This is a genomic window from Streptomyces sp. NPDC101118, from assembly GCF_044759445.1.
Classification (GTDB): domain Bacteria; phylum Actinomycetota; class Actinomycetes; order Streptomycetales; family Streptomycetaceae; genus Streptomyces.
The window spans coordinates 99,794-123,968 of record NZ_JBIVZG010000022.1 but is presented as its reverse complement, the minus strand read 5'-3'; the positions used below and the strand labels follow the sequence as shown (position 1 = coordinate 123,968).

Here is a 24,175-nt window from a genome sequence, read left to right as displayed (position 1 = left end):
CCGCGGTACAGGGGACACTGGGCGGGCACAGCTACTGGGGTGACCCTTTTCCGTGACATGCGCTACCCCACCGCCCGCGAACTGGCCGTGACCGCCCGCGTGCTCGCGGACGAGCACCCGGAACTGGCCCGGCTGCGCCAGGTCGGCAGCTCCCGGGCCGGGCGCCCCCTGTGGCTGCTGTCGGCGGGCGAACGTACGGGCCCCCGCGACGCCCTCGTCGTCGCCGGGGCGCACGCCAACGAGCCGGTGGGCGGGGCGACCGTCCTCGCGCTGGCCCGCCGGGTGCTCCGCGAGCCGGCCCTGCGCGCCGCCGGTTCCTGGCACTTCCTGCTGTGCGCCGACCCGGACGGGGCGGCCCTGCACCGGACGCCGCGGCCGTTCACGCTGCTCGACTACCACCGCAACTTCTTCCGGCCGCCCGGGCCGGAACAGCCCGAGTGGGCGCCCTCTTTACTGCCCCCGGACCGGCTGCCGCCCGAGACCCGGGTCCTGCTCGACGTGATCGACGAGGTCCGGCCGCTGCTCCAGGTGTCCCTGCACGGCACCGACCTCGGCGGCAGCTGGGTGCAGCTCACCCGGGACATACCGGGCCTGGCGGAGCCGTTCGGGAAGTCGGCGGCCGAGCTGCGGATCCCGGTGGAGACCAGCGCCTCGGACGCGGCCGGCTGGTCCTCCCCCGGGCCCGGGATCTTCGTGATGCCGGATCCGGGCGGCGGGGGCGCGGAGGTGTTCCACCCCGAGGACACCCGCCTGTCGACCTGGTACCACGTCCACCGCCACGGAGGGACGACCGCGATCGTCGAGGTCCCGATGTGGGCCGGCGACCTGGTCGACGACCCGGCACCGCACCCCGACCCGCGGGGCGCCCTGCGCGTGCTGGCCGCGCGGCTCACCGAGGACGCGCGGCGGGTGGCCGAGGTGCTGGCCGCCGCCCGGCCCGGGCTGCCCCGGGACGACTCGGCGCTGCTGCGCGCCGTCGACTGGACCCTGGCGCTGATCCCGGCCCTCACGGAGCAGTGGCGGGACGGGGCGCCGCCGGAGGCGACGGCCGCGTACGTGGGCAGCGTCGAAGCCTTCGCGTGGCGGCTGGCGCTGCGGGCGGCCGCGATGCTGCTGCGGGTGCTGCGGGCCGCCGGTCACCCCGCCGCGCCGGGGCTGGACCGGCTGGTCACGGGCTGGTGCACGGAGTTCGGGGCCCGGTTCGAGGCGCGCTGGGTGCCGGTGGCCACGCAGGTGGAGCACCAGGCGCGAACGGCGGTGGCGGCGTACGGGAAGCTGACGGCGGTGTCCGGCTGAGCGGGCACCGGTACGGGCCTCCGGGCGCCGGTACGGGCCGTCCTCCGGTACGGGCCTCCGGCCGATGCGGGGCGGCCGGTGGCCCGTACCGGTGGGCCGCCGCGCGGGGCGCTACCGCCCGGGGTGCCAGGTGTACCGCTGCTTGGGCCGGGAGCGGGCGCCGAGGCGGTCGTAGAACGCGATCGCCCCGGTGTTCCAGTCGGGCGTCTGCCACTGCACCTCGGTCAGGCCGAGGGACCCGGCGTGGTCCCGCACCGCCGCCATCAGCGCGGCACCGAGGCCCCGGCCGCGGGCGGCCTCGGTGAGGTAGAGGCAGTCCATGTGGAGGTGGCGGGCGCCGTCCCAGAACGCGAACTCGGTGGAGAGCGCGGCGTATCCGAGGAGCTCCCCGTCGGCGTCCTCGGCGACGAGGACGGTCAGGCCGGGGTCGCGCTCCGCGCCGAAGAGGAACGGGCGGAGGCGGTCGGCGAGGCCGGGGGCGGGCGGCTCGGCCCGCTCGTACGCGGCGTGTTCACGGATCAGGTCCACGATCCGGGGCAGGTCCGCCGCGACGGCGGGGCGGACCGGGAGGGCGGGGCCGGGGCCGGTCGCGGGGTCCGGTGTGCTGGCGTGCTCGGTCATGCCCGCCATCCTGCGCGGCCGGCTCCGCGGGCCGCCGGCCGGGTCCCCCGTCGGTGTCCCCGGGGCCCGGCCCGGGCCCCGGATCCGGTTCAGTCCGTCGAGAGCCGGAAGGACATGCTGCCGAAGCCCACCTGGTCGCCGTCGCGGACCACCGTCGAACCGGTGACGCGGCGGCCGTTGACCGTGGTGCCGTTGGTGGAGCCGAGGTCGTGCAGCACCCAGAGGCCGTCCCGCATGCTCAGCTCGGCGTGGACGCGGGAGACGGTGTCGTGACTGAGGCGCAGCCCGTTGCCGGGGTCGCGGCCGATCCGCAGCGCGTGCGAGCCGGGCCGGGGCAGCAGCAGCTTGGGCAGCTTCTCCTTCTGCCAGGCCCGGCGGACGTCCACCGTGACGGCCGAGACCCGGCTCACCCAGCCGAACAGCCGCTTGCTCCACGGGTTTTCGGAGGCCAGGTCGGCGGTGAGGGCGCTCAGTTCCTCGGAGCGGCGCGCGACGAGGGCGAGTTCCATCCGGCGCAGGAAGGTGTCGTGGGACAGCTTGCCCTGGGCGGCTCCCTCGCGGAGCAGGCCGAGGGCGCGGTCCCGCTCGGCGTCGGAGAGCCGCGCGGGGTAGGTCTGGAACTCGAAACTCGATGTCACAGGGTGATTGTCGGCCCGTCAGTGCCGGAGTGTCCAGAAGAGCGCCGTCCGGCCGGGGATGATGGGCGCGGGCATGTTGGCACCGTCGGCTACGAGGGGACCGGTCCATTGCGGTTCGAGGTGTGGGCACCAGAGGCGGAACGGGTCGCGCTGCGGCTGGACGCGGGCACGCGCCCGATGGCGCGCGATCCGCGGCGGGCGGGCTGGTGGGTGGCGGAGGCGCCGGCCGCCGACGGGGACCGGTACGGGTTCCTGCTGGACGGCGACGAGGTGGTACGGCCGGACCCGCGGGGGCGGCGGCTGCCGGACGGGCCCGACGGGCAGAGCGCGGTGGTGGAGGCCGCCCGCTTCGAGATCGGTGCCATGTCACAGGTGACCGTGTTGCAGGACGCGGTGCTGTACGAGCTGCACGTCGGCACCTTCACCACCGAGGGGACCTTCGACGCGGCGGCGGAGCGGCTGGAGCACCTGGCGGAGCTCGGGGTGACCCACGTGTCGCTGATGCCGGTCTGCCCGTTCCCGGGACGGCACGGCTGGGGGTACGACGGGGTGGCTCCCTGGGCGGTGCACGAGCCGTACGGCGGGCCGGCGGGCCTGGCACGGTTCGTGGACGCCGCGCACGCGCGGGGCCTGGGTGTGGTGCTCGACGTGGTCCACAACCACCTGGGCCCGTCGGGGAACCATCTGCCCGCCTTCGGCCCGTACTTCACCGACCGGCACGCCACGCCCTGGGGCGCGGCGGTGAACCTGGACGCGCCCGGTTCCGACGAGGTGCGCGCGTACCTGACCGAGAGCGCTCTGGCCTGGCTGCGGGACTACCGGGTCGACGGGCTGCGGCTGGACGCGGTGCACGCGCTGGCGGACGACCGGGCGCTGACGTTCCTGGAGGAGCTGGCCGAGGCGGTGGACGCGCTGGCCGCCGAGCTGGGCCGCCCGCTCTTCCTGATCGCCGAGTCGGACCGGTGCGACCCGCGCACCACCACGCCCCGCTCCTCGGGCGGCCTGGGCCTGCACGCGCAGTGGAACGACGACTTCCACCACGCCCTGCACACCACGCTCACCGGCGAGTCCCACGGCTACTACGAGGACTTCGCGCGGGCCCCCCTCGCCGCGCTGGCCAAGACGATGACCCGGGCGTTCTTCCACGACGGCACGCACTCGTCGTTCCGCGGCCGGCGGCACGGGCGGCCGGTGGACCGCCGCCGCACGCCCGCGCACCGGTTCCTGGGGTACGCGCAGACCCACGACCAGATCGGCAACCGGGCGCTGGGCGACCGGCTGGCAGCGAGCCTCTCCCCCGGCCTGCTGGCGTGCGCGGCGGCGGTGACGCTGACCGGGCCGTTCGTGCCGATGCTGTTCATGGGCGAGGAGTGGGGGGCCACGACACCCTGGCAGTACTTCACCGACCACCCCGATCCTGCGCTGGCCGAGGCGGTACGGGCGGGCCGCCGCCGGGAGTTCGCGGCGCACGGCTGGGCCGCGGCCGACGTGCCGGACCCGCAGGACCCGGCGACCCGGAACCGGTCGGTGCTGGACTGGCAGGAGCCGGGCAACTCCCCGCACGACCGGCTGCTGGACTGGCACCGGACCCTGGTCGCGCTGCGGCGGCGCCAGCCGGACCTGCGGGACCCGGACCTGGCGGCGGTGCGGGTGGCCTTCGACGAGGAGCGGCGCTGGCTGACGTACCGCCGGGGCGACGTCAGGGTGGCCGTGAACTTCTCGCCTCACCCGGTGACCATCGCGCTGGGGCACAACGGCATGCGGGTCCTGGCCGCCTGGCAGCCGACGGACCCGCCGGGCTCGGACGGCCGGCTCCACCTGCCCGGCGAGTCGGCGGTGGTCCTGGGTCCCTGAGTCGGGGGCGCGACGGGCAGGCCCGCGGACAGGCCGGCCACCACGCCCCGGCGGGCGCCCGGCCGGTGCGGCGCCGGCCCCCGCCGTACCGGGGCGGGCGCGCCGCGGACCTGCGGTCAGGCCGGGGCCCTGCGGCGGGCCGGGGCGGCGGGAGCCGGGACGGCCTCCGGGTGCCGGGCGCGGTGCAGCTCGTAGTACTTGAGCTGGTCGTCCTCGGCGACCGGCCGGAGGCCCACCGCCGTCATCACCCGCTGCGATGCGACATTGTCGTGTGACGTGTCACCGCGCACGCTGTGTGCCCCCAGTTCCCATGCCAGGTCCACCAGCGCCCGCAGCGCCTCCGTCGCGTACCCCTGCCCGCGCGCCGAGGGGATCAGCCCGTACCCGATGGTGACCCCGCCCTCCTCGTCGGGCGGGCCGTGGAAGCCCAGCCCGCCGATCGCGGCCCCGTCCGACCGTCGCCGGATCTCGTACGCGCCGAACGCCCCGGGGTCGCCCGACTCCGCACACGTGGTCAGGAAGTTGCGCGCGCCCACCAGGTCGACCTCGGCCGGGTAGCCGGCCGCCCAGCGGTCGGCCGGGAGCGGTGCGCGCGCCAGGAGCCGCTCGGCGTCGGCGGCGCTCATCGGATGCAGGACCAGTCGTGCGGTTACCACGTCACCCATGACAAGGCTGACTATCACATCGTCCCGGGGTTCGCCTACGACCCGTCAGTTTCCCGTCGCGCTTTTGACGCCCGGCGTCGGCTCACGGCCTCGGGATGCGGTCTCAGCCGACGACGGCCATCTCGCGCGGCGCGTTGTTCAGCCGGCGCCCGCCGTCCTCCGTCACGGTCACGATGTCCTCGATCCGGACCCCGAACCGCCCGGCCAGGTAGATGCCCGGCTCGATGGAGAAGCACATCCCCGGCACGAGCGGCCGTTCCTCGCCCTCCACCATGTACGGCGGCTCGTGCGTGGTGACGCCGATGCCGTGCCCGGTGCGGTGGATGAACTGCTCGCCGTAGCCGGCGTCGGTGATCACCTTCCGGGCGACCCGGTCCACCTCCTGGCAGCCGATCCCGGGCCGCACCGCCTCGAAGGCCGCCTGCTGGGCCTCGCGCACCACGTCGTGCACCCGCCGCTCGGCCTCCGACGGCTCGCCGACGTGCACGGTGCGGGAGATGTCGGAGCCGTAGCCGTGCTTGAGGCCGCCGAAGTCGAGGACGACCATGTCGCCGTCGGCGATGACCCGCTCGCCGGCCTCGTGGTGCGGGTTCGCGCCGTTGGGCCCCGACCCGACCACGGTGAAGTCGACCTGGGAGTGGCCGTGACGGCGCAGCAGCCGGGCGAGGTCGGCGGCCACCTCGCTCTCCCGCCGGCCCGCGAAGCGCACGCCGAGCACCTCCGCGTACGCGGCGTCGGCGGCCTCGCCCGCGGCGGCGAGCCGGGCCAGCTCCCGCTCGTCCTTCACGGCCCGCAGCATGGGCAGCACGTCGGTGACCGCGGAGTAGGTCGTGCCGGGCAACTCCCGCTGGAGGCCGAGCAGGTGCATGGCCCAGGCGTTGTCGCTGACCGCGAAGTGCCCGTCGACGTCGAGGCTGGGGGCGGCCGCGGCGTAGGGGCTGCTGCCGTCGGACCAGTCGCGCAGGGTCAGTGCGGGCGCGCCGGGCGCGGCCTGGGCGTCGGGCGCCTCCAGCGTGGGCACCACGAGCACCGGGTCCTGTCCGGCGGCGAGCACGAGCAGCGTGAGCCGCTCGGTCTCGATGGGCTGGTAGCCGGTGAGGTGCGTGAGGTCGGGTCCCGGAGCGATCAGCAGTCCGGCGAGGCCGGCGTCGGCGGCGGCCGTCGCGGCGCGTTCCATCCGGGCGGCGTAGTCGGCGGCGGTGAAGGGGGCGGGCTCGGGGTGCTCACGGTGCGGACTCGTCATGGTCATCATCCTGGCGCCCCGTCAGGCGGCCCGCCAGCGCAGCGGCGGCTCCCTCCAGGATGCCGGAGGAGAGGAGTTCCGTACGGTGCACCAGGCGCGGGGCGGCGAGGGGTACGGCGCGTCCGGCGGGGCAGCCGCGGGCGACCCGGTCGGGCAGCAGGGCCAGGCCGTGGCCGGCCGCCGCGAGGGCGCAGAGGGTGTGGACGTCGGTGCCCTCGTAGCGCAGGGCGGGGGTGAGGCCGCCGGGGCGGGCCCCGGCGGCCGCGGCGAGGGCGTCGAGGGGGAAGCCGGCGCCGGGTGCGTCGAGCCAGCGCGCGTCGGCCAGGTCCGCCAGGCGCAGCGCGGTCCGGTGGGCCAGGGGGTGCCGCTCGGGCAGCAGGACGGCGAGGGGGCCCTCGTCGGCGCCGACGACGCCGAGGGGTGCGACGTCGGACAGCCGGAGCGGGTCGTCGGGCGCGGCGACGCCGTCGACCAGGGCGAGGTCGCACGCGCCGGTGGCGACGGCGGCGGGGATCTCCTCGCGGGGCAGGACGCGCAGGGTGACGCCGGTCGGGGGCAGCGCGGCGAGGGCGGCCGGGCCGAGCGCGAGGGGGCTGGCGGCGAGGGTCAGCTCGTCGGGCGGGGCGGCGGTGAGGCGGGCGATGTCGGCGCGTGCGGCGTCCAGGCGGAGCAGCAGGGGCCCGGCGTGTTCGAGGAGCCGTTCCCCGGCCCGGGTGGGTGCGACGGGGCGGCGCGTGAGCAGGGCGGTGCCGAGGTCGCCCTCCAGCGCGGCGATCTGCTGGGAGACGGCGGACTGCGTGTAGCCGAGGGTGTGGCCGGCCGCGGAGAAGGAGGCGAGCCGGGCCACGGTGACGAAGGTGCGCAGGAGGTGCGGGTCCATGGGCCCAGGATGGATCATGATCACCATTAGTGTTGCTGATGGGGGATGCAGTAATGATCGTTGGCGCTGAACCGCTCCGGCGTCCCAGGATGGTCCGCATGACGATCGCTCGTATCGCCCTCGTGGGCGACCGCTCCCCTCATGTGACCTCCCACGTCCGCGTTCCCGGACTGCTCGCCGCGCTCGCCGAGCGGGACCGGCTGGTGCTGGACGCGTACTGGATCCCGACCGCCGACGCGGAGGCGGAGGCCGCCTCCGGCGCGCTGGCCGGGTTCGACGCCGTCTGGGTGCTGCCCGGCAGCCCGTACGCCAGCGAGGCGGGTGCCGTCGCGGCGATCCGTACCGCCCGCGAGGCGGGCATCCCCTTCCTGGGCACCTGCGGCGGCTTCCAGCACACGCTGCTGGAGTACGCGCGCAACGTGTGCGGGCTGGCCTCGGCCGCCCACGCCGAGAACGACCCGGCTGCGGAGGACCCGCTGATCGCGCCGCTGGCCTGCTCGCTGGTGGGGCACGAGGGGGTGGTCCGGGTGGCGCCGGGCAGCCTGGCCGAGTCGGTGCTGGGCGCGGAGCGCTCGGTGGAGCGGTACCACTGCAACTACGGGCCCGACCCGCGGCACCTGCCGGCGCTCCAGGAGCACGGGCTGGTCCTGTCGGGCCGGGACGAGGACGGGCAGGTGCGGGTCGCCGAGCTGCCGGGGCACCCGTTCTTCCTGGCCACCCTGTTCCAGCCGGAGCTGTACGGGGACGGGAGCCGGCCGCACCCGGTGGTGCGGGCGCTGGCCGCGGCGGCGGTGGAGCACGCCCGGGCCCGCGCGGGCGCCGGCGTCTAGCCGTACCGGGTCCGGCTCGGTACGAAGCCCACGGCCCGGGCTCACGCAGGGCCCCGGCCGGCGCTCCACGGGGGTGGGCGGCGGCCGGCGCCCGGGCCGGACCGGGGGCCGGCGTTGCGCCGTACGGGTGGCGCGGAGGCGGTCCGCTGATCGGCTATGCTGTGCGTGCACATCGAACGGGTGGTCTGCCACCCTTCGTGGTGGGTGTAGCTCAGTTGGTAGAGCACCTGGTTGTGGTCCAGGTGGCCGCGGGTTCGAGTCCCGTCACTCACCCTGTTGATCCTGTGGGGCGTACGAGTTTCTCGTACGCCCCACAGGCGTTTCCGCCCCCGGCGGGGGCGGCTCCGGGCGGGCCCGTCAGGCGGGGCGCAGGAACGCCTCGACCTCCGTGGCCAGGGCCACCGGGGTCTCGTGCATCGGGTAGTGGCCGGCGCCCGGGACGACGCGGATCTCGCAGTTCGGGTACCAGACCTGCCAGGTGGCCCGCATCACGTCCGCGGTGAGCGCGAGGTCGTACTGGCCGACGAGGACCAGCACCGGCACGGTGCTGCCCTTGACGGCCGTGGACAGGTCGAGGGACTGCCAGCTGGCGAGGTAGCCGCCGAAGGCCTCGGGGCGGGACACCTCCAGGGAGTGCCGGACCATGCGGTCCAGCCAGTGGCGGCTCGCCCGGTTGCCGGTGACCAGGTCGAGGATGGCCAGCCGCTTGGCCGGGTCCTCGGCGGCGCCGTGGAAGAGGGCGTGGGTGGCGTCGTCCATCTCGTAGGGCGCGGCCGGCACCGGCGCGAGGCCGACCAGCCGCTCGACCCGCTCGGGCGCGCGGACCAGCACCTGCTGGATGGCCTTGCCGCCCATGGAGTGGCCGACCAGCGAGAAGGTGGCCCAGCCGAGCTCGTCCGCGAGGGCGAGCACGTCGTCGGCGATCTCCGGCAGGGTGTACCGGCCGGTCTCGTCCTTGCGCAGCCCGTAGCCGCGGTAGTCGGGGAAGGCGTACGTGAAGGTGTCCGGGTCGAGGTAGTCGAGCACGGAACCCCAGTTGGCCGAGGTGCCGAACCAGTCGTGCAGCACGATGACGTGGTTCGGCCCGGTCCCGACGGTCCGGTGGGCGATGGCCATACGGTCTCCTCGCGGTGGAGTGGCGGGGTGCGCGGGCGCACTGACGCCGTATGGTCTGCCCACCGGACCGGGGATCACACCGGGTGGTGCGGTCGCCACCGGGCCGGCCGGCGGTGGTGCCGGGTCACGCGGTGGCGGCGGTGGGTCACGCGGTGGCGATGCCGGGGTCGCTGACGCCGGAGGCGCCGGTCTCCACGTGTCCCGCGAGGCGGCGCAGGAAGGTGCTGTCGCCGTCGGAGACCACCGTCAGGTCGTACCAGCTGCGGCCGGCCCGCAGGTCGATGCTCTGCGTGAGCGTCGCGCCCGCGCGGACGGTGAAGGTCTGCGCCGTGCCGCCGTAGGCGTTGGTGACCGTCAGGTGGACGTCCGCCGCGCCCGCGTTGGTGAAGGTGAGGTCGATGTTGCCGGTGGTGGAGTTGTGGCGGGCGGTGACCTCGGGGCCGGCGGTCTTGCCGGGGTTGCGGAAGCGGCGCAGGAAGCCGTTCGGGCCGTGCACGGTCAGGTCCGTCAGGCCCTTGGAGTACTTGGTGTTCCAGCTGTCCGACAGGGACTTGCCGGCCTCCGCGGTGTACGTCCAGGGGGCGTCGGTGCGGTTGGCGGAGGTCACGTAGAACTGCGCGCCGGCCTGCGCGCCGCCGCTGAAGGTGAGCTGGTACTTGCCGGTGCTCGGGGTCGCCAGGCCGTCCACGTACGGCGCGTACCTGAGCGGGCGGGTGGGCTTCGAGCCGGGCTCCTGCTTCGGCATGGTGCCGACGGCCGGGGCGGGGGCGAGGAAGTCGGGGTGGCGGTCGCGGTCCGGCGGGTAGTAGCCGGCGGTCGGCGGCAGGACCGCGGCGCTGCTGTCCGCACGGCTGAAGTCGAAGGCCGAGGTCAGGTCGCCGCAGACGGCGCGGCGCCAGGGCGAGATGTTGGTCTCCTTCACCCCGAAGCGGCGCTCCATGAACTGCAGGACCGAGGTGTGGTCGAAGGTCTCGGAGCAGGTGTAGCCGCCGGTGCTCCACGGCGAGACGACGAGCATCGGGACGCGGGGGCCGAGGCCGTAGGGGCCGGCGACGTATCCCGTCTTGCCGGGGAAGTAGTCGAGCGCCGTGGGGGCGGTGGACAGGCCCTCGGCCGCGGAGCCGGGGGCGTACGGGGGCACGACGTGGTCGAAGAAGCCGTCGTTCTCGTCGTACGTGATGAAGAGCGCGGTACGGGCCCACACGTCGGGGTTCGAGGTGAGCGCGTCCAGCACCTGCGCGATGTACCAGGCGCCGTAGTTCGAGGGCCAGTTGGAGTGCTCGGAGAAGGCCTCGGGGGCGGCGATCCAGGAGACCTGGGGCAGCCGGCCGGCCTGCACGTCGGCGCGGAGGACATCGAACAGGCCGTCTCCCGCCTTGGCGTTGGTGCCGGTGCGGGCCTTGTCGAAGAGCGGGTTGCCGGGCTGGGCGTTGCGGTACGTGTTGAAGTACAGCAGGGAGTTGTCGCCGTAGTTGCCGCGGTAGGCGTCGTTGATCCAGCCCCAGCTGCCGGCGGCGTTCAGGCCGTCGCCGATGTCCTGGTAGATCTTCCAGGAGACGCCGGCCTCCTGGAGGCGCTCGGGGTAGGTCTTCCAGCCGTAGCCGGCCTCGGCGTTGTTGAGGACCGGGCCGCCGCCGGTGCCGTCGTTGCCGGTGTACCCGGTCCACAGGTAGTAGCGGTTCGGGTCGGTCGAGCCGATGAACGAGCAGTGGTACGCGTCGCAGAGGGTGAACGCGTCGGCCAGCGCGTAGTGGAACGGGATGTCGTTCCGGGTCAGGTACGCCATCGTGGTCGCCGTCTTGGCGGGCACCCACTGGTCGTACCTGCCCTTGTTGAAGGCCTTCTGGCCGCCGGCCCAGTCGTGGTTGAGGCCCTGGAGGAACTCCATGCCGAGGTCCTCGCCCGCCGGGCGGAAGGGCAGGATCTCCTTCTTTCCGTCGGACTGGTTCCAGACGGGCTTGCCGCTGGGCAGGGTCACCGGGCGCGGGTCGCCGAAGCCGCGTACGCCCTTCATCGACCCGAAGTAGTGGTCGAAGGAACGATTCTCCTGCATCAGGACCACGATGTGCTCGACGTCCTGGAGCGTACCGGTGGTGCCCTGGGCGGGGATGGACGCGGCCCGGGCGATGCTGTCGGACAGCATGGTCAGCGCGGCGGCGCCACCGGCCATCTGCATGAACCGGCGTCGGTTGAGTTCTGCCATCGGGGTGTCGACCTCTGGGGTGTGAGGGGGGAGGCAAGGGGCGCCCCTAGAACAGCGCTCAAGGGGTACCGCCCGGAGACTCCCCCGTGACGCCCCGCGGTACGCCAGGCGAACGCCTCCCCCCGTTCACACCCGTCACGGCCGCACCGGGGCGGGTGTGAAACCGGGGGTGGGGGTGGGGTGGTGGGGTGCGGGAGGGGCCGGGCTCGGTGGCCGGGGCGCGGTCGTCGAGGTGCGGCCGCTGGGGTGCGGCCGCTGGGGTGCGGTCGCTGGGGTGCCATCGTCGGGGCGGTCAGCTCCGGTCCCCGCGGGGGGCGTGGAGGGGACGGTGGAGGGGGCGGCGGGCCACGCCGAGGACGGCGTCGGCACGGAAGTAGCCGGCCTGGCGGGAGTCGACGCTCGCGGCGGGGTTGTCGCCGAGCAGCACGAGGTGCCCGGGCGGCACGGTGTCCTCCGGGACGTCGGCGAGGGCGGGTACGGCGGCCCGGGGCACGGGGTCGCCGGGGACGGCGGCCACCCGCTTGATGATCCGGACCGGCGCGCCCCCGGCGGTGCCCTGGGTCAGCACCACGGCCGTGCCCGGCCGCGGCGCGGCCCAGCGGCGCACCAGCACACGGTCACCGTCCTGGAAGGCCGGCTCCATGCTGGCCCCGCGCACGGTGACCAGGACGAACGCCCGCGCGGGCAGAGCCGCGAGGGTGAGCAGCACGGCACCCGCGGCGGTGTACGCGGCCGCCCCGTACACCCCGACGGCGAGCAGCACCCCGGCCGCGCCCCAGCCGGCGGACGCGAGGAGGGGCAGCACGGGGAGCCGCCGGGAAGCCCGGCGCCCGGGCCGGGGCCCGGGGTGCGCCGGGCCGCCTCCCGGCGCCCCGGCAGGCGATGCCCGGACCGGCGGCGGCCCCTGGTGCACCGTCAGTTCCCCTTCGGGCCCGGCGCGTTGCGCGTCCCGGGTCGCGCTCAACGGCTGAACGGACACCGTCCGGGGCCCCGGAGCTTCCGGGACACCACGGTGGCCGGACCCACCGGACCGCCCGGACCGGCTCGGGGCGTGGCGTGGCGGCGGCGGAGGGACTGGGCCACGGGACGACCCGCCCGGAGCGTCGGCGGGACCGCCCCGGTGCGGGGCGGGCCCGTGCGGGGCGGGGTCGTACAGGGCAGGGTCGTCGGCCGTCATGCGGCGTCCCCTGGGGCGAGGGCGCGGCCGTCCGGCGCCACGGCCGGCGGGGCGGGTGCCGGGAGGGGCGCGCCGGCGGGGAGCTGCGGGGCGTCGCGGTAGCCGGCCGCCTGGAGGGCGAACAGGCGGGCGTACGCGCCGCCGGTGGCGGTGAGGGCACGGTGGTCACCGCGCTCCACGATCCGGCCGCCGTCCAGGACGACGATCAGGTCGGCGTCCCGCACCGCGCCCAGCCGGTGCGAGATCAGCAGGCTGGTGCGGCCCCGGCGGTGCCGGCGCAGGGCGGTGTGGATCTCGTGCTCGGCGGCGGCGTCCAGGCCGGCCGAGGGCTCGTCGAGGACCATCAGGTCGCAGCGTTCGCGCAGCAGGGCCCGCGCCAGGGCGAGGCGCTGCCACTGCCCGCCGGACAGCTCGACCCCGGCGGCCGGGTCGCGGGGCGGCCCGTCCGGGAGGCCCGCGACGTCCTCGTACGGGTCCTGCGTGCCGCCCGCGAGGGTGTCCTCGCGGCCTGCCGCCGGCGCTCCGCCCAGCGCGGCGGTCCGGGCGTCCCCGGCGGTGTCCCGCGCACCCCCGGAGGTGTACGGGACGTCCTCGGAGGCGTCCCTCCGACCCTCCCCCGGCCCCTCCGACGGGCCGTCCGGGGCCGGGCTCGGGAAGAACAGACGGGTGAGCAACGTGTCGTAACCCTGTGGGAGTTCACGGATCCGGCGGTCGATGCCGGCGCGTTCGGCGGCGGCCCGGATGCGGACCGGGTCGTCGAGGGCGTCGAGGTCGCCGAGCGCGATGTTCTCGGCCGCCGTCAGGTCGTACGTCATGTAGTCCTGGAACACGGCGCCGATCCGGCGGCGCAGCGCGGCCGGGTCGAGGTCCCGCAGGTCCGTGCCGTCCCACAGGATCGCACCCCGGGTCGGGTCGTACATCCGGCACAGGAGTTTGACCAGGGTCGACTTGCCCGCGCCGTTGAGCCCGACCAGGGCCAGGGAGCGCCCGTACGGGATGGTCAGGCTGACGCCCCGGAGCACCCAGGGGTGGCCCTCGGAGTAGCGGAACCACACGTCCCGCAGCTCGATCCCCCGCCGCAGCGGCTCCGGTGCGGCGGACCGCACGGGCACCGGCAGGTCCGGACCCGCCGTGGTGACGGCGAGGTAGTGGTCGAACATCAGCAGCGCCTGGTGGGTCCGGGCGATCTCCCCCGCCAGCGCGGTCAGCGCGCCCTGGACCCCGGCGAGCGCCGCGATGAAGACGGTGATGTCGCCGACGGACAGGGCACCGGTACGGGCGGCCCCCACGGCCCACAGCAGTCCGCCGCCGGCGACCGTGGCCGTCAGCAGGCCGAGGCCGGACTGGACGGCCAGGTCCCGCCGGTCCACGGCCCGCTGGGCGGCGTTGGCGGTGTGGCGCTCGGCGCGCATCCGGGCGCGCAGGAAGGGCCCGGTGCCGAACAGCCGTACCTCCTTGGCCGCGTCGACGGTGGTGAGGAGGTCCGCGTAGAACAGCTCGCGCCGCTCGGCCGGGCCGATGTCCCAGAACATCCGGGCGCGGCGGCGGGCCAGGGACAGCTGGGCGAGCAGCACGGGCAGCCCCGCACCCAGGACCAGGGCGGTCATCACGGGGCTGACGACGAGCAGCGAGCCGAGGAAACCGGTGATGGTGAGCGCGGCGGAGACGATGCCGAGGAGGCCGTCGACGGACTGGTTCGGGGTCATCCGGCCGGCCTGCTGGGCCAGCCGCAGCCGGTCGAGGAAGCGCGGGTCCTCGAAGCGGGCGAGCCCGGTGAACTCCTGGACGGCACCGAACAGCCGGTCCTGGGCCAGCAGTTGGACCGCGCGGTCGGTCTCGGCGCGGAGGTAGCGGGTGGCCTGCGGGGTGAGAGCGGTGAGCAGGCCGACGCCGGCGAGGGCGGCGCCGTGGCCGAGGAGCGTACGGGCCGGCGCGCCCGCCGCCATGCCGTCCAGGACGGCCTTGGTGAACCAGGCGGCGGCCACCGGCAGCGCGGCGGCGGCCAGGCTCACGGCGACGAACACCGCGAGCGCCCCGGGCGCCGCCCGCCAGGCCAGCGCCCCGGCCGCCGCCAGGCGCCGCGCGGTGGTCCGCAGCCGGGAGGCCGCGGACCGGGAAGCGGCAGGGCGGGAAGCGGCAGGGCCGGCGCCGGGCCCGGAGGCCGCGGGGGCGGCGGTTGCAGAGCCGGCGCCGGGCCCGGCGGTCGCGGGAGCGGCGGTCGCGGGAGCGGCGGTCCCGGCGCCGGGCCCGGCGGTCGCAGGGCCGGCGCCGGGGGCGGTGTTCATGCCGCGGCCTGGGGGACGCGGGCGAGCTCCACCTGGTCGGCGGTGACCAGGACCCGGCCGTCGGCGGCGGGCGCCACCCGCAGCACCGTCGGGTAGGCGGTGGCGTTGAAGGCCGCGCCGACCGGCCCGTCGGCCTCCTCCACGACCACCCGCGCGACGGGGGCGAGGGCCTCGGTGAACGCGGCCGCCGCCTCGGGCGTCCCGACCACGGTGGCGAGGACCGCGTCCCGGCCGCCGGGCAGGCTGCGCGCGTGCGCGACGAAGGCGGGCAGCTTCTTGCGGCAGGGGCCGCAGGTGGGCGAGAAGAAGGCGACGAGGGTGTCGTCGTGGAGGTCGTCGCGGCCGACCGGCACGCCGTCGACGGTGGTGGCGGTGAAGGCGCCGACCTCCTCCCCCACGGCCAGGGCCGGGGTGCCGGAGCCGAGTTCGGCGAGCAGCGCGCCCTGGTCACGCAACCGCTTGATCACGCCCAGGGTGAGGACCAGGTCCAGGGCGCACAGCGCCCCGACGAGCAGCAGGGCCGCGATCACGAACGGCATGGGGTGTCTCCTGTGGGCTGAAGAGCTGGACGATGTCGTCGAGGGCCGCGACGAGTACGGCGACCAGCACGCCGGCCGCCGCGGCGAGGGCGGCACCGCCGGGGTGCGCGGGTCCGGCCGGCCGGACCGCGAGGACGGCCCCGGCCGCCGCGAGCGCCGCGAGCAGGGTGTTGCGTACGAGGTGACGGGCGCCCAGCGGGGTGACCGACGGGCCGAAGCACCGGCAGGGCGGGGCCGCACCGCGGTGCAGGGCGAGCGCGATGGACAGGCCGAACACGGCCGGCAGGGCGGTGGCGGCCAGGAAACCGGCGACCCGGAACCGGGTGCCGGGAAGAAGCAGCAGCACGGGCACCGCGGCTTCCGCGAGGATCACCGCGGCCGCGACCGCGGGAATTCCGCGGCGGGGCGCCAGTGGCATTCCGGCGACGGAATCCGTGAATTCCAGGAAGGATTTCCGGATCGACTTCCGGCCGAATACCTTGCTCACCGCGGAGGCCAGGAAGAGGAATCCGACGAGGCAGCGGATTCCGAGGGCCAGATACACCATGGGGTCTCCCGATCGGGGCGACGGGGAGCGGACGGCACGGGGCGGACGGTCGGCGCGGCGGTGGGGCACGGGCGGCACGAGGGGCGCCCGCCGCAGCGGGCGGGACGCCCCCCTCTCGTCACCGGGCCGCTACCGCGCCGGTCAGCCGCAGTACAGGTCCGCGGTGCAGGTGTTGACGGAGCAGGACTTGCCGCCGCACTGCCAGCAGGACGGCCACCACTTCCAGCCGCAGGCCTCGGCGTCGACGGCGGGGACGAGGCGCTCCAGCAGGCCGGCGCCGAATTCCTCGAGCTTCTTCAGCATGGGGTTCTCCTTGGTCGAAGGACGCGGGATGTGACGTGTGCTGTGTGTGCTGCGTGTACCGCGTTGTTCCTCTTGCCGTCCGGCGCGTTCACCGGACTGATGAAGATTCTGCCGTCGGCACCGGCAGCCACTCTTGTAGGAATTCCGCCTCCTCGTCCTCGTTGTCTTCCTTCCGGAATCCGTCGGCATCCCATTCGGCGCGGAACCGGCGGGGCGTGTGGCCGGTCATCGCCTTGAACTCGCGGGCGAAATGGGCCTGGTCGTGGAAGCCGGCGGCCACGGCCACGGTGGCCACGGGCTCACCGGCGCCGAGCAGCCGGACGGCCTCCCGCAGCCGCAGCACCCGGGCCACCGCCTTCGGGGTGAGCCCCACCTGGGCCTGGAAGCGGCGCCCCAACTGGCTGCGGCACCAGCCGGCTTCGCGGGCCAGCTCGGCCACCGGCAGCGTGCCGCGCGAGCGGACCAGGGCCCGCCAGGCCCGCAGGACGGGCGGGGCGGGCTCGGGCGGGCCCGGCAGGAGCCGGGCCAGGGCCCCGTCGAGCAGGGCGCAGGACCCGGCCCAGTCCGGGGCGTCCGCGAGGACGGCCGTGAGGCGCCCGGCCAGCGGGCCGAGCAGCTCCCCGGCGGGCACGACCCGCCCGGCGAGCCGGTCCACGGGCCCCCCGGTCAGGGCGTGCACGGCCCAGGGCGCGAGCAGCACGCGCACGCCCCGGGCGCCCGCGCCGTACCGGAGGGTGAGGCTCTCGGTGCGGGGCCCGGCGAGCAGCGGGGCTCCGGGCGGCACCCGGGCGGCGGGGGCGGACGGTTCGAGCCGGCCCTCCAGCAGCAGGACCAGCGAGACGGCGGGTGTGGGCAGGTGGAGGCGCTCGCGCGGGGCCGGGCCGGGGCGGTGGAAGCCCTCGTAACCCCAGACCCCCTCCCGCAGCCCGGTACACGGACGCGCGGACGTCAGCGGCTGCCGCGCGGCCTGGGCGCACGACGGGTACGGCGACATGGATCCCTCTCGGCGTGGGTGGCGGGGCGTGGCGGGGCGGGGGCGTGGTGGCGCGCGGTACGCCTTCGGGCGCCGGTGCGGGGCGGTACTTCATGCGGGCGTGGGTGCGGGTGGGGCACAGGTCGTGGGGCGCCGGTGCGTGATGCGGGGCCGGCGCGTCCTGCCGGCGCAGGTGCGTCGTCGGCGTCGGCGGGGCGTTGACGATGCGAGCCCGTGTGTCGTACGGGGGGTGGGGCGCGGGTGCCTGGTGCGAGCGATGTGCCCTACGGGCGACGCGACTTGGCGGGTGACCGGCACGGTCGTGGCCGGTGCGTGGTGGGCGCGCCGGTGCGTCGTACGGCTCCGTCGCGTGGCCGGAGTCTTGCGTGGCCGTACCGGCTCCGTTGCGGGGCCGCGGCCCGCGCGGCGGGTCGGGGCGCCCCTGCGGGTCCCGGTGCGCCGGGTCAGCCGCCGGTACGGGAACCTGCGAGGCCCGGGAGGTCCGGGCCGTCGGTGTCGCGGGGGCGGCGGGTTCCCGCGGGGCCGCGGGCGCGGCCGGCGACGCGGGTTCCGTCGCTCCCGGCGGCACCGCCGGCCCGGCCGGCCCCGCCTCGTACGGTCAGGACCTGGCCGGTGAGGCCGGGGGGCTGGGCGAGGGCGAGGAAGCGGAGCGCGGCGGCGGTTCTGGCCGGGCCCGCGGTGCCGTCGGGGACGACGGCGTTGACCGTGAGCCGGTCGGCCGGCCACTGGGCGGCCCAGCCGGCCACCAGGGCGGTGAGCGCGGCCGCCGCCGCCCGCGAGGCGGGGTGGAGCGGACCTTCCCGGCGCCCGGGCGCCTCGGCGGCGGCCAGCAGCACGATCCGCCCGGGGCGGGCCGACCCCAGCATGTGGCCGGCGGCGGCGGTGGCGAGGCGGTGGCTGCCGGTGACGCCGGAGTCCAGCACCCGGCGCCAGGGGTCCTCGTCGCCCGCCTCCGGCGCGGCGACGGCGGTGCCGATCACCACGTCCGGCGGGCCGAGCTCACGGGCGGCCTCGGCCAGCGCCCGCGGGAGCGCCGCCCGGTCGGCCGGGTCGGCCGCGTACGGCAGGACGTACCGGCCTGGGCCCGCGAGCTCCCTCGCGCACCGGGCGGCGCGGTCGGCGGTGGGTGCGACCACGGCCAGCGTGCGGCCCTCCGCGGCGAGCATCGCCCGCAGCAGCCGGCCCGCGTGGTCGCCGTCGGCGCCGTCGCCGACCGCGAGCAGGATCACCCGGTCCGGGGCTCCTGGCGGGAGGTCATACAAGGGTGCTCCGCCCGGCGACGGGCTTCGGCACGGGCCAGGTGAAGTCGTCGGGCTCCTGATCGGGGAGCGCCGCGGCGACGACGGTCGGCGCGGCGGACGGCCGGGGCGCGGAGGAGGCCGCCGACGCGGCGACAGGCCCGGCAGCGGCGTTGGGCGCAGCCGGCACGGCGAAGCCGCCCGGCACCACGGACGCACCCGACACGGCGAAGGCAGCGGGCATCGCAGACGCGGCCCGGACGCCGGCCACGGCGCGCGCAGCGGACACCAGGAAGGCGCCCGGCCCGCTCGGCGCCGTCAGGGCGGCAGACGCACCCGGCGCTGCGAAGGCGGCAGGCACCACAGGCGCAGCCCGCACGGCGAGCGCGGCGGGGGCAGCGGGCACGGGGAAGGCGCCCGGCGCAACCGGCACGACAGACGAGACCGGCACCGCCACGGTGACGGGCACCACCGGCACCACAGACGCGCCCCGCACGGCAACGGCGGCACGCGCAGCCGGGACGGCAACGGCGGCAGGTGCGGCCGGCGCGGCAGCGGCGGCGGCCGGTACGGCCGCCGCGCCGCCGAGGACGGCGAGCACCGCCGCCCCGGTACAGGAGGCCAGCAGACGGGCGGCACGGGTGCGGGTGCGGATGGTCATGGGGTTCCCCTCCGTTGATGACGGGTGGTCAATTTCCGTCGCAATCCGAGGAAAACACCACCGCACGCCCGCCCGACAGCCCATCCGCCCGGCAGCCCCCTGCATGGCAGCCACATGCCAACCGGGAACCCGTCACCACCCGGAACCCTCGCGACCTGCGGGAACGTCCTGTCCCGCCGCTGGGACAGCGGCCCCGGTGTCCGGGACAGCCCCGGGCGGCTTGATCGGGACCCCCGGGAGGTCGGTGCTACGTACACTCGGGTCCAGCCGCGCGCAGCCGCCCCCACGGGACGGTGCGGGGCCGCGCCACGACCCGCCCGCTCCGGGGGAAGGGAGCCCGTCATGGCCGAGCAGCCCACGCTGGACACCGACGACCTCGCCGTCTACCGCGCCATCCTGCTGCATCAGGAGCACGACGGCGAACGACTGGCGGAGCGGCTGGAGTTGCCCAGAGAGCGCGTCGCGGCCGCCGTCGACAAGCTGATCTCGCTCGCCATGCTGCGGCCGTCCTGGGACCGGCCCGGGCTGGTCCGGGCGGTCAGCCCGGAGATCGGGTTACAGCTGCTGCTCCAGCGGGAGCAGCAGGAGCTGGCCCTCCGTCAGGACCGCATCGACCAGACCAGGGCCGCGCTGAACCAGCTGTCCACCGAGTACGCCTCGTACGAGGACGGCCCCGGCCCGGACGGCGCCGAACTCCTGCACGGCATGGACCAGATACGCACCCGGCTGGAGGCCCTCGCGAGCCAGTGCGCGGAGGAGGTGCTGTCGTTCCTGCCCGGCGGGGCGCTGCCGACGGTCGCCATCCAGGCCGGGCAGCCGCTCAACGAGCAGGCCATGCTGCGCGGGGTGCGGTTCCGCAGCGCGTACCTGCAGAGCATCACCAAGGACCGGGCGACGTACGAGTACGTGCGGCGGGTGCAGGCGTACGGCAGCGAGGTGCGGCTCGCCCCCAGCCTGCCGATGCGGCTGCTGATCGTGGACCGGCGGATCGCGGTGATCCCGGGCGATCCGGTCGGCGCCGAGCCGACGGCGCTGGTGCTGCGGAGCGCGCCGGTGCTGCGGGCGCTGCACGAGCTGTTCGAGGCGTACTGGAAGGACGCGGTGCCGCTGGACGGCGCGCCGGCCGGGGGCGACGGCGGGATCAGCCCGCAGGAGCGGGAGGTGCTGCGGATGCTGGCCAACGGCGACAAGGACGAGACCGTGGCCCGGGCGCTGGGGATCTCGGTGCGGACGGAGCGGCGGATGGTGGCCGACCTGCTGGCCCGGGTGGACGCGTCCAGCCGTCTGGAGCTCGGGGTGAAGGCGGCCCGGCTGGGCTGGGTGTGAGCACGCCGTACGACGTCACACCGCAATGTCACGTCGTACGGCGGAGGGCCGCCCGGCGCACGGTCGTACGCAGACAGTCGTACGGCGGGCGGCAGACGGCGGCGGACGCGGCCGGCACCGCCGGCACCGCCGGCCGCGCCCCGCCCGCCGCCCGCGCCCGTTCAGGCCCCCGCGGGCTCCAGCCGGTGTTCCGAGCCGACGTCCAGCACCTGCACCGTGCGGATGCGGCGGGTGCCGCGCTCCACGGTGAGGCGGACCTCCGAGCCGGTGGAGTAGTAGGTGGGCGCGGGCCCGTCCAGGGCCCAGGCCACCGTGCGGTCCGCCGTGCCCTCGTCGAGGGCGAGCAGGAGCGGGGCCCGCCCGTCGCGCCGGGTCTCGACCCGCAGCACCTCGCCGGTGAGCGTGCGCGGTGCGATCCGGCCCAGGGCGAGCTGGACGGCGTACCAGAGGGTCAGCGCCCCGAAGGCCGCGACGACCGCGGTCTCGCCCGGCAGCAGGCCCGGCCGGTCGAAGGCGTCGGCGCCCCAGCCGCGCAGGCTGGCGAAGTTGCCCGGCATCAGCGCGAGGAAGGCGGCCAGCGGGGTCCACTTGCGGAACTTGCCCGCGACCAGGACCGCGAGGAGCGCGATCAGCACCCAGCCGGCGCTCAGCAGCAGCCCCGGCCGGCGCAGCGAGTGCTCGGCGTCCGGGCCGGTGGTGACCGCCCAGGCGGGCTCGCGCAGCGTGGCGAACAGCCAGAGGCCCACGGCCACGGTCGCGGCCGCCGCGGCGAGCTGGAGCAGCCGCGCGGGCGCGGCGCCGAAGCCCGGCAGCAGCCGCGGGTAGCGGATGCGGACCTCCCGCCAGGTGCCGCCGTACGCGGACCAGACCCGGCGGCGGCTGCCGGTGCCGAAGTCGAGGAGCTGGTTGATCCGGGTGGTGACGCCGAGGGCGGCCCCGTACGACAGGTAGCGGTCCCACACGGCCACGGCGGCGGGCGGCAGCTTCGCGAAGTCCTCGTGCGCGTGCAGCCAGGCGCGTACGCCGGCCCAGTGCCCGGCCCGGTCGAGGCCGGCCTCGGTGGCGCGCTCGCCGGTGGCCTTGGCGACCAGCCACGTCAGGGGGCCGATGACCAGGGAGGCCACGGTGATCGCGGGCAGCAGCCGGCCGGTGCTCAGCACGGCCACGGCGTAGAGGGCGGTGGGCACCAGGGTGCCCGCCATCAGGGCGGCGTTCAGGCCCGGGCCGAACCGGGGCCGGGACAGCCCGAGGCGCCGTGCCTCGGCGACGATCTCCTGCCGCAGGCCGCGGTTCCAGGCGGCGGCGCGCTCGCGGCCCCGGAAGGTGACGGCGCCGAGCGGCGCGCCGGCGGTGCCGGCCCGCTCGGCGACGCGGGCGAGCACCCGGCGCTCGTACGGGCGGAGGTCCTCCGCCGCGCCCGCCACGCCCGTACCCCCGGCTCCGGGGACGTGCACGGTGGTGTGCGCGGCCCGGTCGCCGTTCTGCCGCAGTTCGACCAGGCCCCGGTGGGCCAGGTCGAGCAGGGTGGCCTCGGCGGCGTGGTCGACGGAGCGCCAGTGGTTGGCGAGCAGGCTGACGACGGCCGGCGGCTCGGGGGCGTCGCCGAACTCCTGGGTGGCGGGCCCGGTGCGGGGCGCGCCGTTGCGGGTGGCGACCAGCGCGAGGGCGAAGCCCACGAGCCAGAGCGCCAGGGCGGCGCTGGCCGCCCAGACGAGCTGCTGGGCCCAGGTCATCGGAAGCGCACCTGAACGGCCTCGCGGGCGCCCTCCTCGGCCTCGAAGAACTCGCCGCGGCGGTGCCCGCCGAGGCCGGCGACGAGGTTGCCGGGGAAGCTCTCCTGGGCGGTGTTGTAGCTCTGCACGGCGCTGTTGTAGAACTGCCGCGCGTACGCGATCTTGTCTTCGGTGCCGGTGAGTTCGCGCTGGAGCTTGAGGAAGGAGTCGCTGGCGGCGAGCTCCGGGTAGGCCTCGGCGATGGCGAGCAGCCCGCCCAGCTTCGCGGTCAGCAGGTTCTCCGCCTGCGCCCGGGCGGCGGTGTCCAGGCCGCCGGCGGTGGCGGCGCCGCGGGCGGCGGTCACCGCCTCCAGGGTGCCGCGCTCGTGCTCGGCGTACCGCGTGACGGTCGCGACCAGGTTCGGGATCAGATCGTGACGGCGCTTGAGCTGTACGTCGATCTGCGCCCACGAGGCGCCCGTCTGGTTCCGCAGCGCGACCAGCCGGTTGTACGTCATGACCAGCCACACCAGCGCACCGAGGACGACTACCGCCCCGATCACGCCGACGACACCTGTGGTGCCCATCCCCCACCTTGCCCAACTCTTGTGATGCTCATCAGGTCCGGCCCGCGTGACCGCAGGCCATCGCGCATCGTAGGGCGCCGCGCCCCCACCCGTCGAAGACATATTCGACCTACCCTGGGAACTGAGGGCAGGCGCGCGGGACCCGTCTGCCGGCCCCCGTCGGCAGCCCCCCTGGTCTGCCTCCGCTGAGAGGAGGCGGTCATGAGAGCGTCTGCACGGCGGTCCGCGATCTTCACGGGTGCGGCGGCGCTGCTGCTCACCGCGGCGACGGCGGGCACCGGTTCCGCGGCCCCGGCGAAGGACGAGGACGGGGTGCTCAAGCTCGGCTACGTCCTGCCCGAGACCGGGCAGTTGTCCTTCCTCGGCCCGCCGATGATCGAGTCCACGAACTTCGCGATCAAGACGATCAACGACGCGGGCGGTGTGCTCGGCAAGCCGATCCCGCCGGTGGTGTCGGGCGACGAGGCCGGCCAGGAGGCCGTCGCGACCCAGTCGGCGGACCGGGTGCTGGCCGCGGGCGTGGACGCCGTCATCGGCGCTGCCGCCTCCGGCATGTCCCTGTCCTTCATCGACCGGGTGACCGGGTCCGGCGTGGTCCAGTGCTCCGGTTCGAACACCGCGCCCACCTTCACCGACTACGACGACGGCGGCTACTACTTCCGCACGGCGCCCAGCGACGCCCTCCAGGGCCCGGTGCTCGCCGAGGTGATCCAGGGCGACGGCCACGAGCGGGTGGCGCTGGTCGCCCGGGCCGACGACTACGGGCGCGGCCTGCTGAAGTCCACCCAGGACGCGCTGAAGGACGGCGGCACGGAGATCGCGCTGGCCGAGACGTACGACCCCAAGGCCACCAACTTCGACCAGGTCGTCCAGAAGGTGAAGAACTCCTCGCCGGACGCCGTCGTGGTGATCTCCTTCGAGGAGGGCACCCAGATCCTCCAGGGCCTGATCGAGGCGGGCCTCGGCCCGTCCGAGAAGGGCGTGTACGGGACCGACGGCCTGCGCAGCGAGGAGCTGCCCAAGCTGGTCTCCCCGTCCGATCCGGGCGCACTGGCCGGCATGAAGGGCACCGCACCCGCGTCGGCGGCCAACGAGCAGTACGTGAAGGACCTGAAGGCGTTCGCGCCGGACCTGAAGGTGCTGCAGTTCGCGCCGCAGACCTTCGACTGCGTGACGACCATCGCGCTGGCCGCGGAGAAGGCCAAGTCGGACGACCCGGGGAACTTCGCCAAGGAGATGGTGAACGTCACCCGTGACGGCGAGAAGTGCGACTCGTTCGCGGCCTGCAAGAAGCTGCTGGCGGACGGCAAGGACATCGACTACGACGGCGTGAGCGGCCCGCTGGACTTCACCGACGCCGGTGAGCCGGGCATCGCCACCATCGAGGTCTACTCCTACACCCCGCAGGGCACGCTGCAGACCCTGCGCACCGAGGAGAGCGGCGGGGGTGAGTGAGGGGC

At 75.8% G+C, this 24,175-nt stretch carries 22 protein-coding genes and 1 tRNA gene; 6 read left to right on the top strand and 17 right to left on the bottom strand.

The window, feature by feature from the left end:
- Nucleotides 1–39: 39 nt before the first annotated feature.
- Nucleotides 40–1,296, top strand: coding sequence for a M14 family zinc carboxypeptidase (locus tag ACIQUQ_RS29095; protein WP_403981693.1), 1,257 nt, complete (start codon nt 40–42; stop codon nt 1,294–1,296).
- Nucleotides 1,297–1,407: 111 nt separating this feature from the next.
- Here the strand turns inward: ACIQUQ_RS29095 and ACIQUQ_RS29090 are convergent, their stop codons facing one another.
- Together ACIQUQ_RS29090 and ACIQUQ_RS29085 are read right to left on the bottom strand one after the other, a co-directional pair.
- A complete protein-coding gene (locus tag ACIQUQ_RS29090; RefSeq protein WP_403981690.1) occupies nt 1,408–1,917 on the bottom strand; it encodes a GNAT family N-acetyltransferase in 510 nt (169 codons plus the stop codon).
- An 89-nt stretch (nt 1,918–2,006) separates the two neighbouring features.
- Nucleotides 2,007–2,555 carry an FHA domain-containing protein gene (locus ACIQUQ_RS29085; protein ID WP_403981687.1) on the bottom strand — a complete coding sequence of 183 codons (549 nt, stop codon included), beginning with the start codon at nt 2,553–2,555 and terminating at the stop codon, nt 2,007–2,009.
- 108 nt (nt 2,556–2,663) lie between these two features.
- Here ACIQUQ_RS29085 and treZ point away from each other — a divergent pair, with 108 nt between their 5' ends.
- Entirely contained in the window at nt 2,664–4,409 is a 1,746-nt protein-coding gene (gene treZ, locus ACIQUQ_RS29080; protein ID WP_403981684.1) for a malto-oligosyltrehalose trehalohydrolase, read from the top strand.
- Nucleotides 4,410–4,525: 116 nt separating this feature from the next.
- Here the strand turns inward: treZ and ACIQUQ_RS29075 are convergent, their stop codons facing one another.
- From ACIQUQ_RS29075 to ACIQUQ_RS29065, 3 genes are all read right to left on the bottom strand, one after another.
- Nucleotides 4,526–5,074: a GNAT family N-acetyltransferase gene (locus ACIQUQ_RS29075; RefSeq protein WP_403981681.1), complete on the bottom strand. Its 549-nt coding sequence runs from the start codon at nt 5,072–5,074 to the stop codon at nt 4,526–4,528.
- A gap of 103 nt (nt 5,075–5,177) precedes the next feature.
- The gene (locus ACIQUQ_RS29070) at nt 5,178–6,317 is read right to left on the bottom strand and encodes a M24 family metallopeptidase (protein WP_403981679.1); all 1,140 of its coding nucleotides are present in this window, start codon (nt 6,315–6,317) and stop codon (nt 5,178–5,180) included.
- Complete coding sequence (locus ACIQUQ_RS29065; RefSeq protein ID WP_403981676.1) at nt 6,298–7,197, bottom strand: LysR family transcriptional regulator; 900 nt, start codon at nt 7,195–7,197, stop codon at nt 6,298–6,300. The genes ACIQUQ_RS29070 and ACIQUQ_RS29065 overlap by 20 nt, the downstream gene beginning before the upstream one ends.
- Nucleotides 7,198–7,295: 98 nt before the next feature.
- Between ACIQUQ_RS29065 and ACIQUQ_RS29060 the strand changes: the two genes are divergently transcribed.
- Entirely contained in the window at nt 7,296–8,027 is a 732-nt protein-coding gene (locus ACIQUQ_RS29060) for a hypothetical protein (RefSeq protein WP_403981673.1), read from the top strand.
- A gap of 200 nt (nt 8,028–8,227) precedes the next feature.
- Nucleotides 8,228–8,300 (top strand) — tRNA-His (locus ACIQUQ_RS29055).
- Between the two features lie 84 nt (nt 8,301–8,384).
- Here the strand turns inward: ACIQUQ_RS29055 and ACIQUQ_RS29050 are convergent.
- The 10 genes from ACIQUQ_RS29050 to ACIQUQ_RS29005 all read right to left on the bottom strand — a co-directional run bounded on the left by ACIQUQ_RS29050 (nt 8,385) and on the right by ACIQUQ_RS29005 (nt 19,090).
- Nucleotides 8,385–9,143, bottom strand: a complete 759-nt coding sequence (locus ACIQUQ_RS29050; protein WP_403981671.1) for an alpha/beta fold hydrolase — start codon at nt 9,141–9,143, stop codon at nt 8,385–8,387.
- A 145-nt stretch (nt 9,144–9,288) separates the two neighbouring features.
- Nucleotides 9,289–11,346: a phosphocholine-specific phospholipase C gene (locus ACIQUQ_RS29045; protein ID WP_403981668.1), complete on the bottom strand. Its 2,058-nt coding sequence runs from the start codon at nt 11,344–11,346 to the stop codon at nt 9,289–9,291.
- A gap of 292 nt (nt 11,347–11,638) precedes the next feature.
- On the bottom strand, nt 11,639–12,151 hold the full coding sequence (locus tag ACIQUQ_RS29040; RefSeq protein ID WP_403981666.1) for a S26 family signal peptidase: 513 nt from the start codon (nt 12,149–12,151) through the stop codon (nt 11,639–11,641).
- A gap of 368 nt (nt 12,152–12,519) precedes the next feature.
- Nucleotides 12,520–14,808: an ABC transporter ATP-binding protein gene (locus ACIQUQ_RS29035; protein WP_403981663.1), complete on the bottom strand. Its 2,289-nt coding sequence runs from the start codon at nt 14,806–14,808 to the stop codon at nt 12,520–12,522.
- Entirely contained in the window at nt 14,805–15,347 is a 543-nt protein-coding gene (locus ACIQUQ_RS29030) for a TlpA family protein disulfide reductase (RefSeq protein ID WP_403981660.1), read from the bottom strand. Before ACIQUQ_RS29030 ends, ACIQUQ_RS29035 begins: the two co-directional genes overlap by 4 nt.
- The gene (locus tag ACIQUQ_RS29025) at nt 15,256–15,894 is read right to left on the bottom strand and encodes a MauE/DoxX family redox-associated membrane protein (protein WP_403981658.1); all 639 of its coding nucleotides are present in this window, start codon (nt 15,892–15,894) and stop codon (nt 15,256–15,258) included. Before ACIQUQ_RS29025 ends, ACIQUQ_RS29030 begins: the two co-directional genes overlap by 92 nt.
- Before the next feature lie 141 nt (nt 15,895–16,035).
- A complete protein-coding gene (locus tag ACIQUQ_RS29020; protein WP_403665024.1) occupies nt 16,036–16,197 on the bottom strand; it encodes a hypothetical protein in 162 nt (53 codons plus the stop codon).
- Between the two features lie 88 nt (nt 16,198–16,285).
- Entirely contained in the window at nt 16,286–17,191 is a 906-nt protein-coding gene (locus ACIQUQ_RS29015) for a helix-turn-helix domain-containing protein (protein WP_403981655.1), read from the bottom strand.
- 443 nt (nt 17,192–17,634) lie between these two features.
- Nucleotides 17,635–18,420 carry an SDR family NAD(P)-dependent oxidoreductase gene (locus tag ACIQUQ_RS29010; protein ID WP_403981653.1) on the bottom strand — a complete coding sequence of 262 codons (786 nt, stop codon included), beginning with the start codon at nt 18,418–18,420 and terminating at the stop codon, nt 17,635–17,637.
- Nucleotides 18,421–18,445: 25 nt separating this feature from the next.
- Nucleotides 18,446–19,090: a hypothetical protein gene (locus tag ACIQUQ_RS29005; RefSeq protein ID WP_403981650.1), complete on the bottom strand. Its 645-nt coding sequence runs from the start codon at nt 19,088–19,090 to the stop codon at nt 18,446–18,448.
- Between the two features lie 342 nt (nt 19,091–19,432).
- On the opposite strand from ACIQUQ_RS29005, the gene ACIQUQ_RS29000 reads away from it, so the two are divergent.
- Nucleotides 19,433–20,416 carry a LuxR C-terminal-related transcriptional regulator gene (locus ACIQUQ_RS29000; RefSeq protein WP_403981647.1) on the top strand — a complete coding sequence of 328 codons (984 nt, stop codon included), beginning with the start codon at nt 19,433–19,435 and terminating at the stop codon, nt 20,414–20,416.
- Nucleotides 20,417–20,577: 161 nt separating this feature from the next.
- On the opposite strand, the gene ACIQUQ_RS28995 is transcribed toward ACIQUQ_RS29000, so the two are convergent.
- Entirely contained in the window at nt 20,578–22,149 is a 1,572-nt protein-coding gene (locus ACIQUQ_RS28995) for a DUF2207 family protein (RefSeq protein ID WP_403981645.1), read from the bottom strand.
- The gene (locus tag ACIQUQ_RS28990) at nt 22,146–22,715 is read right to left on the bottom strand and encodes a LemA family protein (RefSeq protein ID WP_403981643.1); all 570 of its coding nucleotides are present in this window, start codon (nt 22,713–22,715) and stop codon (nt 22,146–22,148) included. The genes ACIQUQ_RS28995 and ACIQUQ_RS28990 overlap by 4 nt, the downstream gene beginning before the upstream one ends.
- Before the next feature lie 201 nt (nt 22,716–22,916).
- On the opposite strand from ACIQUQ_RS28990, the gene ACIQUQ_RS28985 reads away from it, so the two are divergent.
- Nucleotides 22,917–24,170, top strand: a complete 1,254-nt coding sequence (locus ACIQUQ_RS28985) for an ABC transporter substrate-binding protein (RefSeq protein ID WP_403981640.1) — start codon at nt 22,917–22,919, stop codon at nt 24,168–24,170.
- Nucleotides 24,171–24,175: the final 5 nt, after the last annotated feature.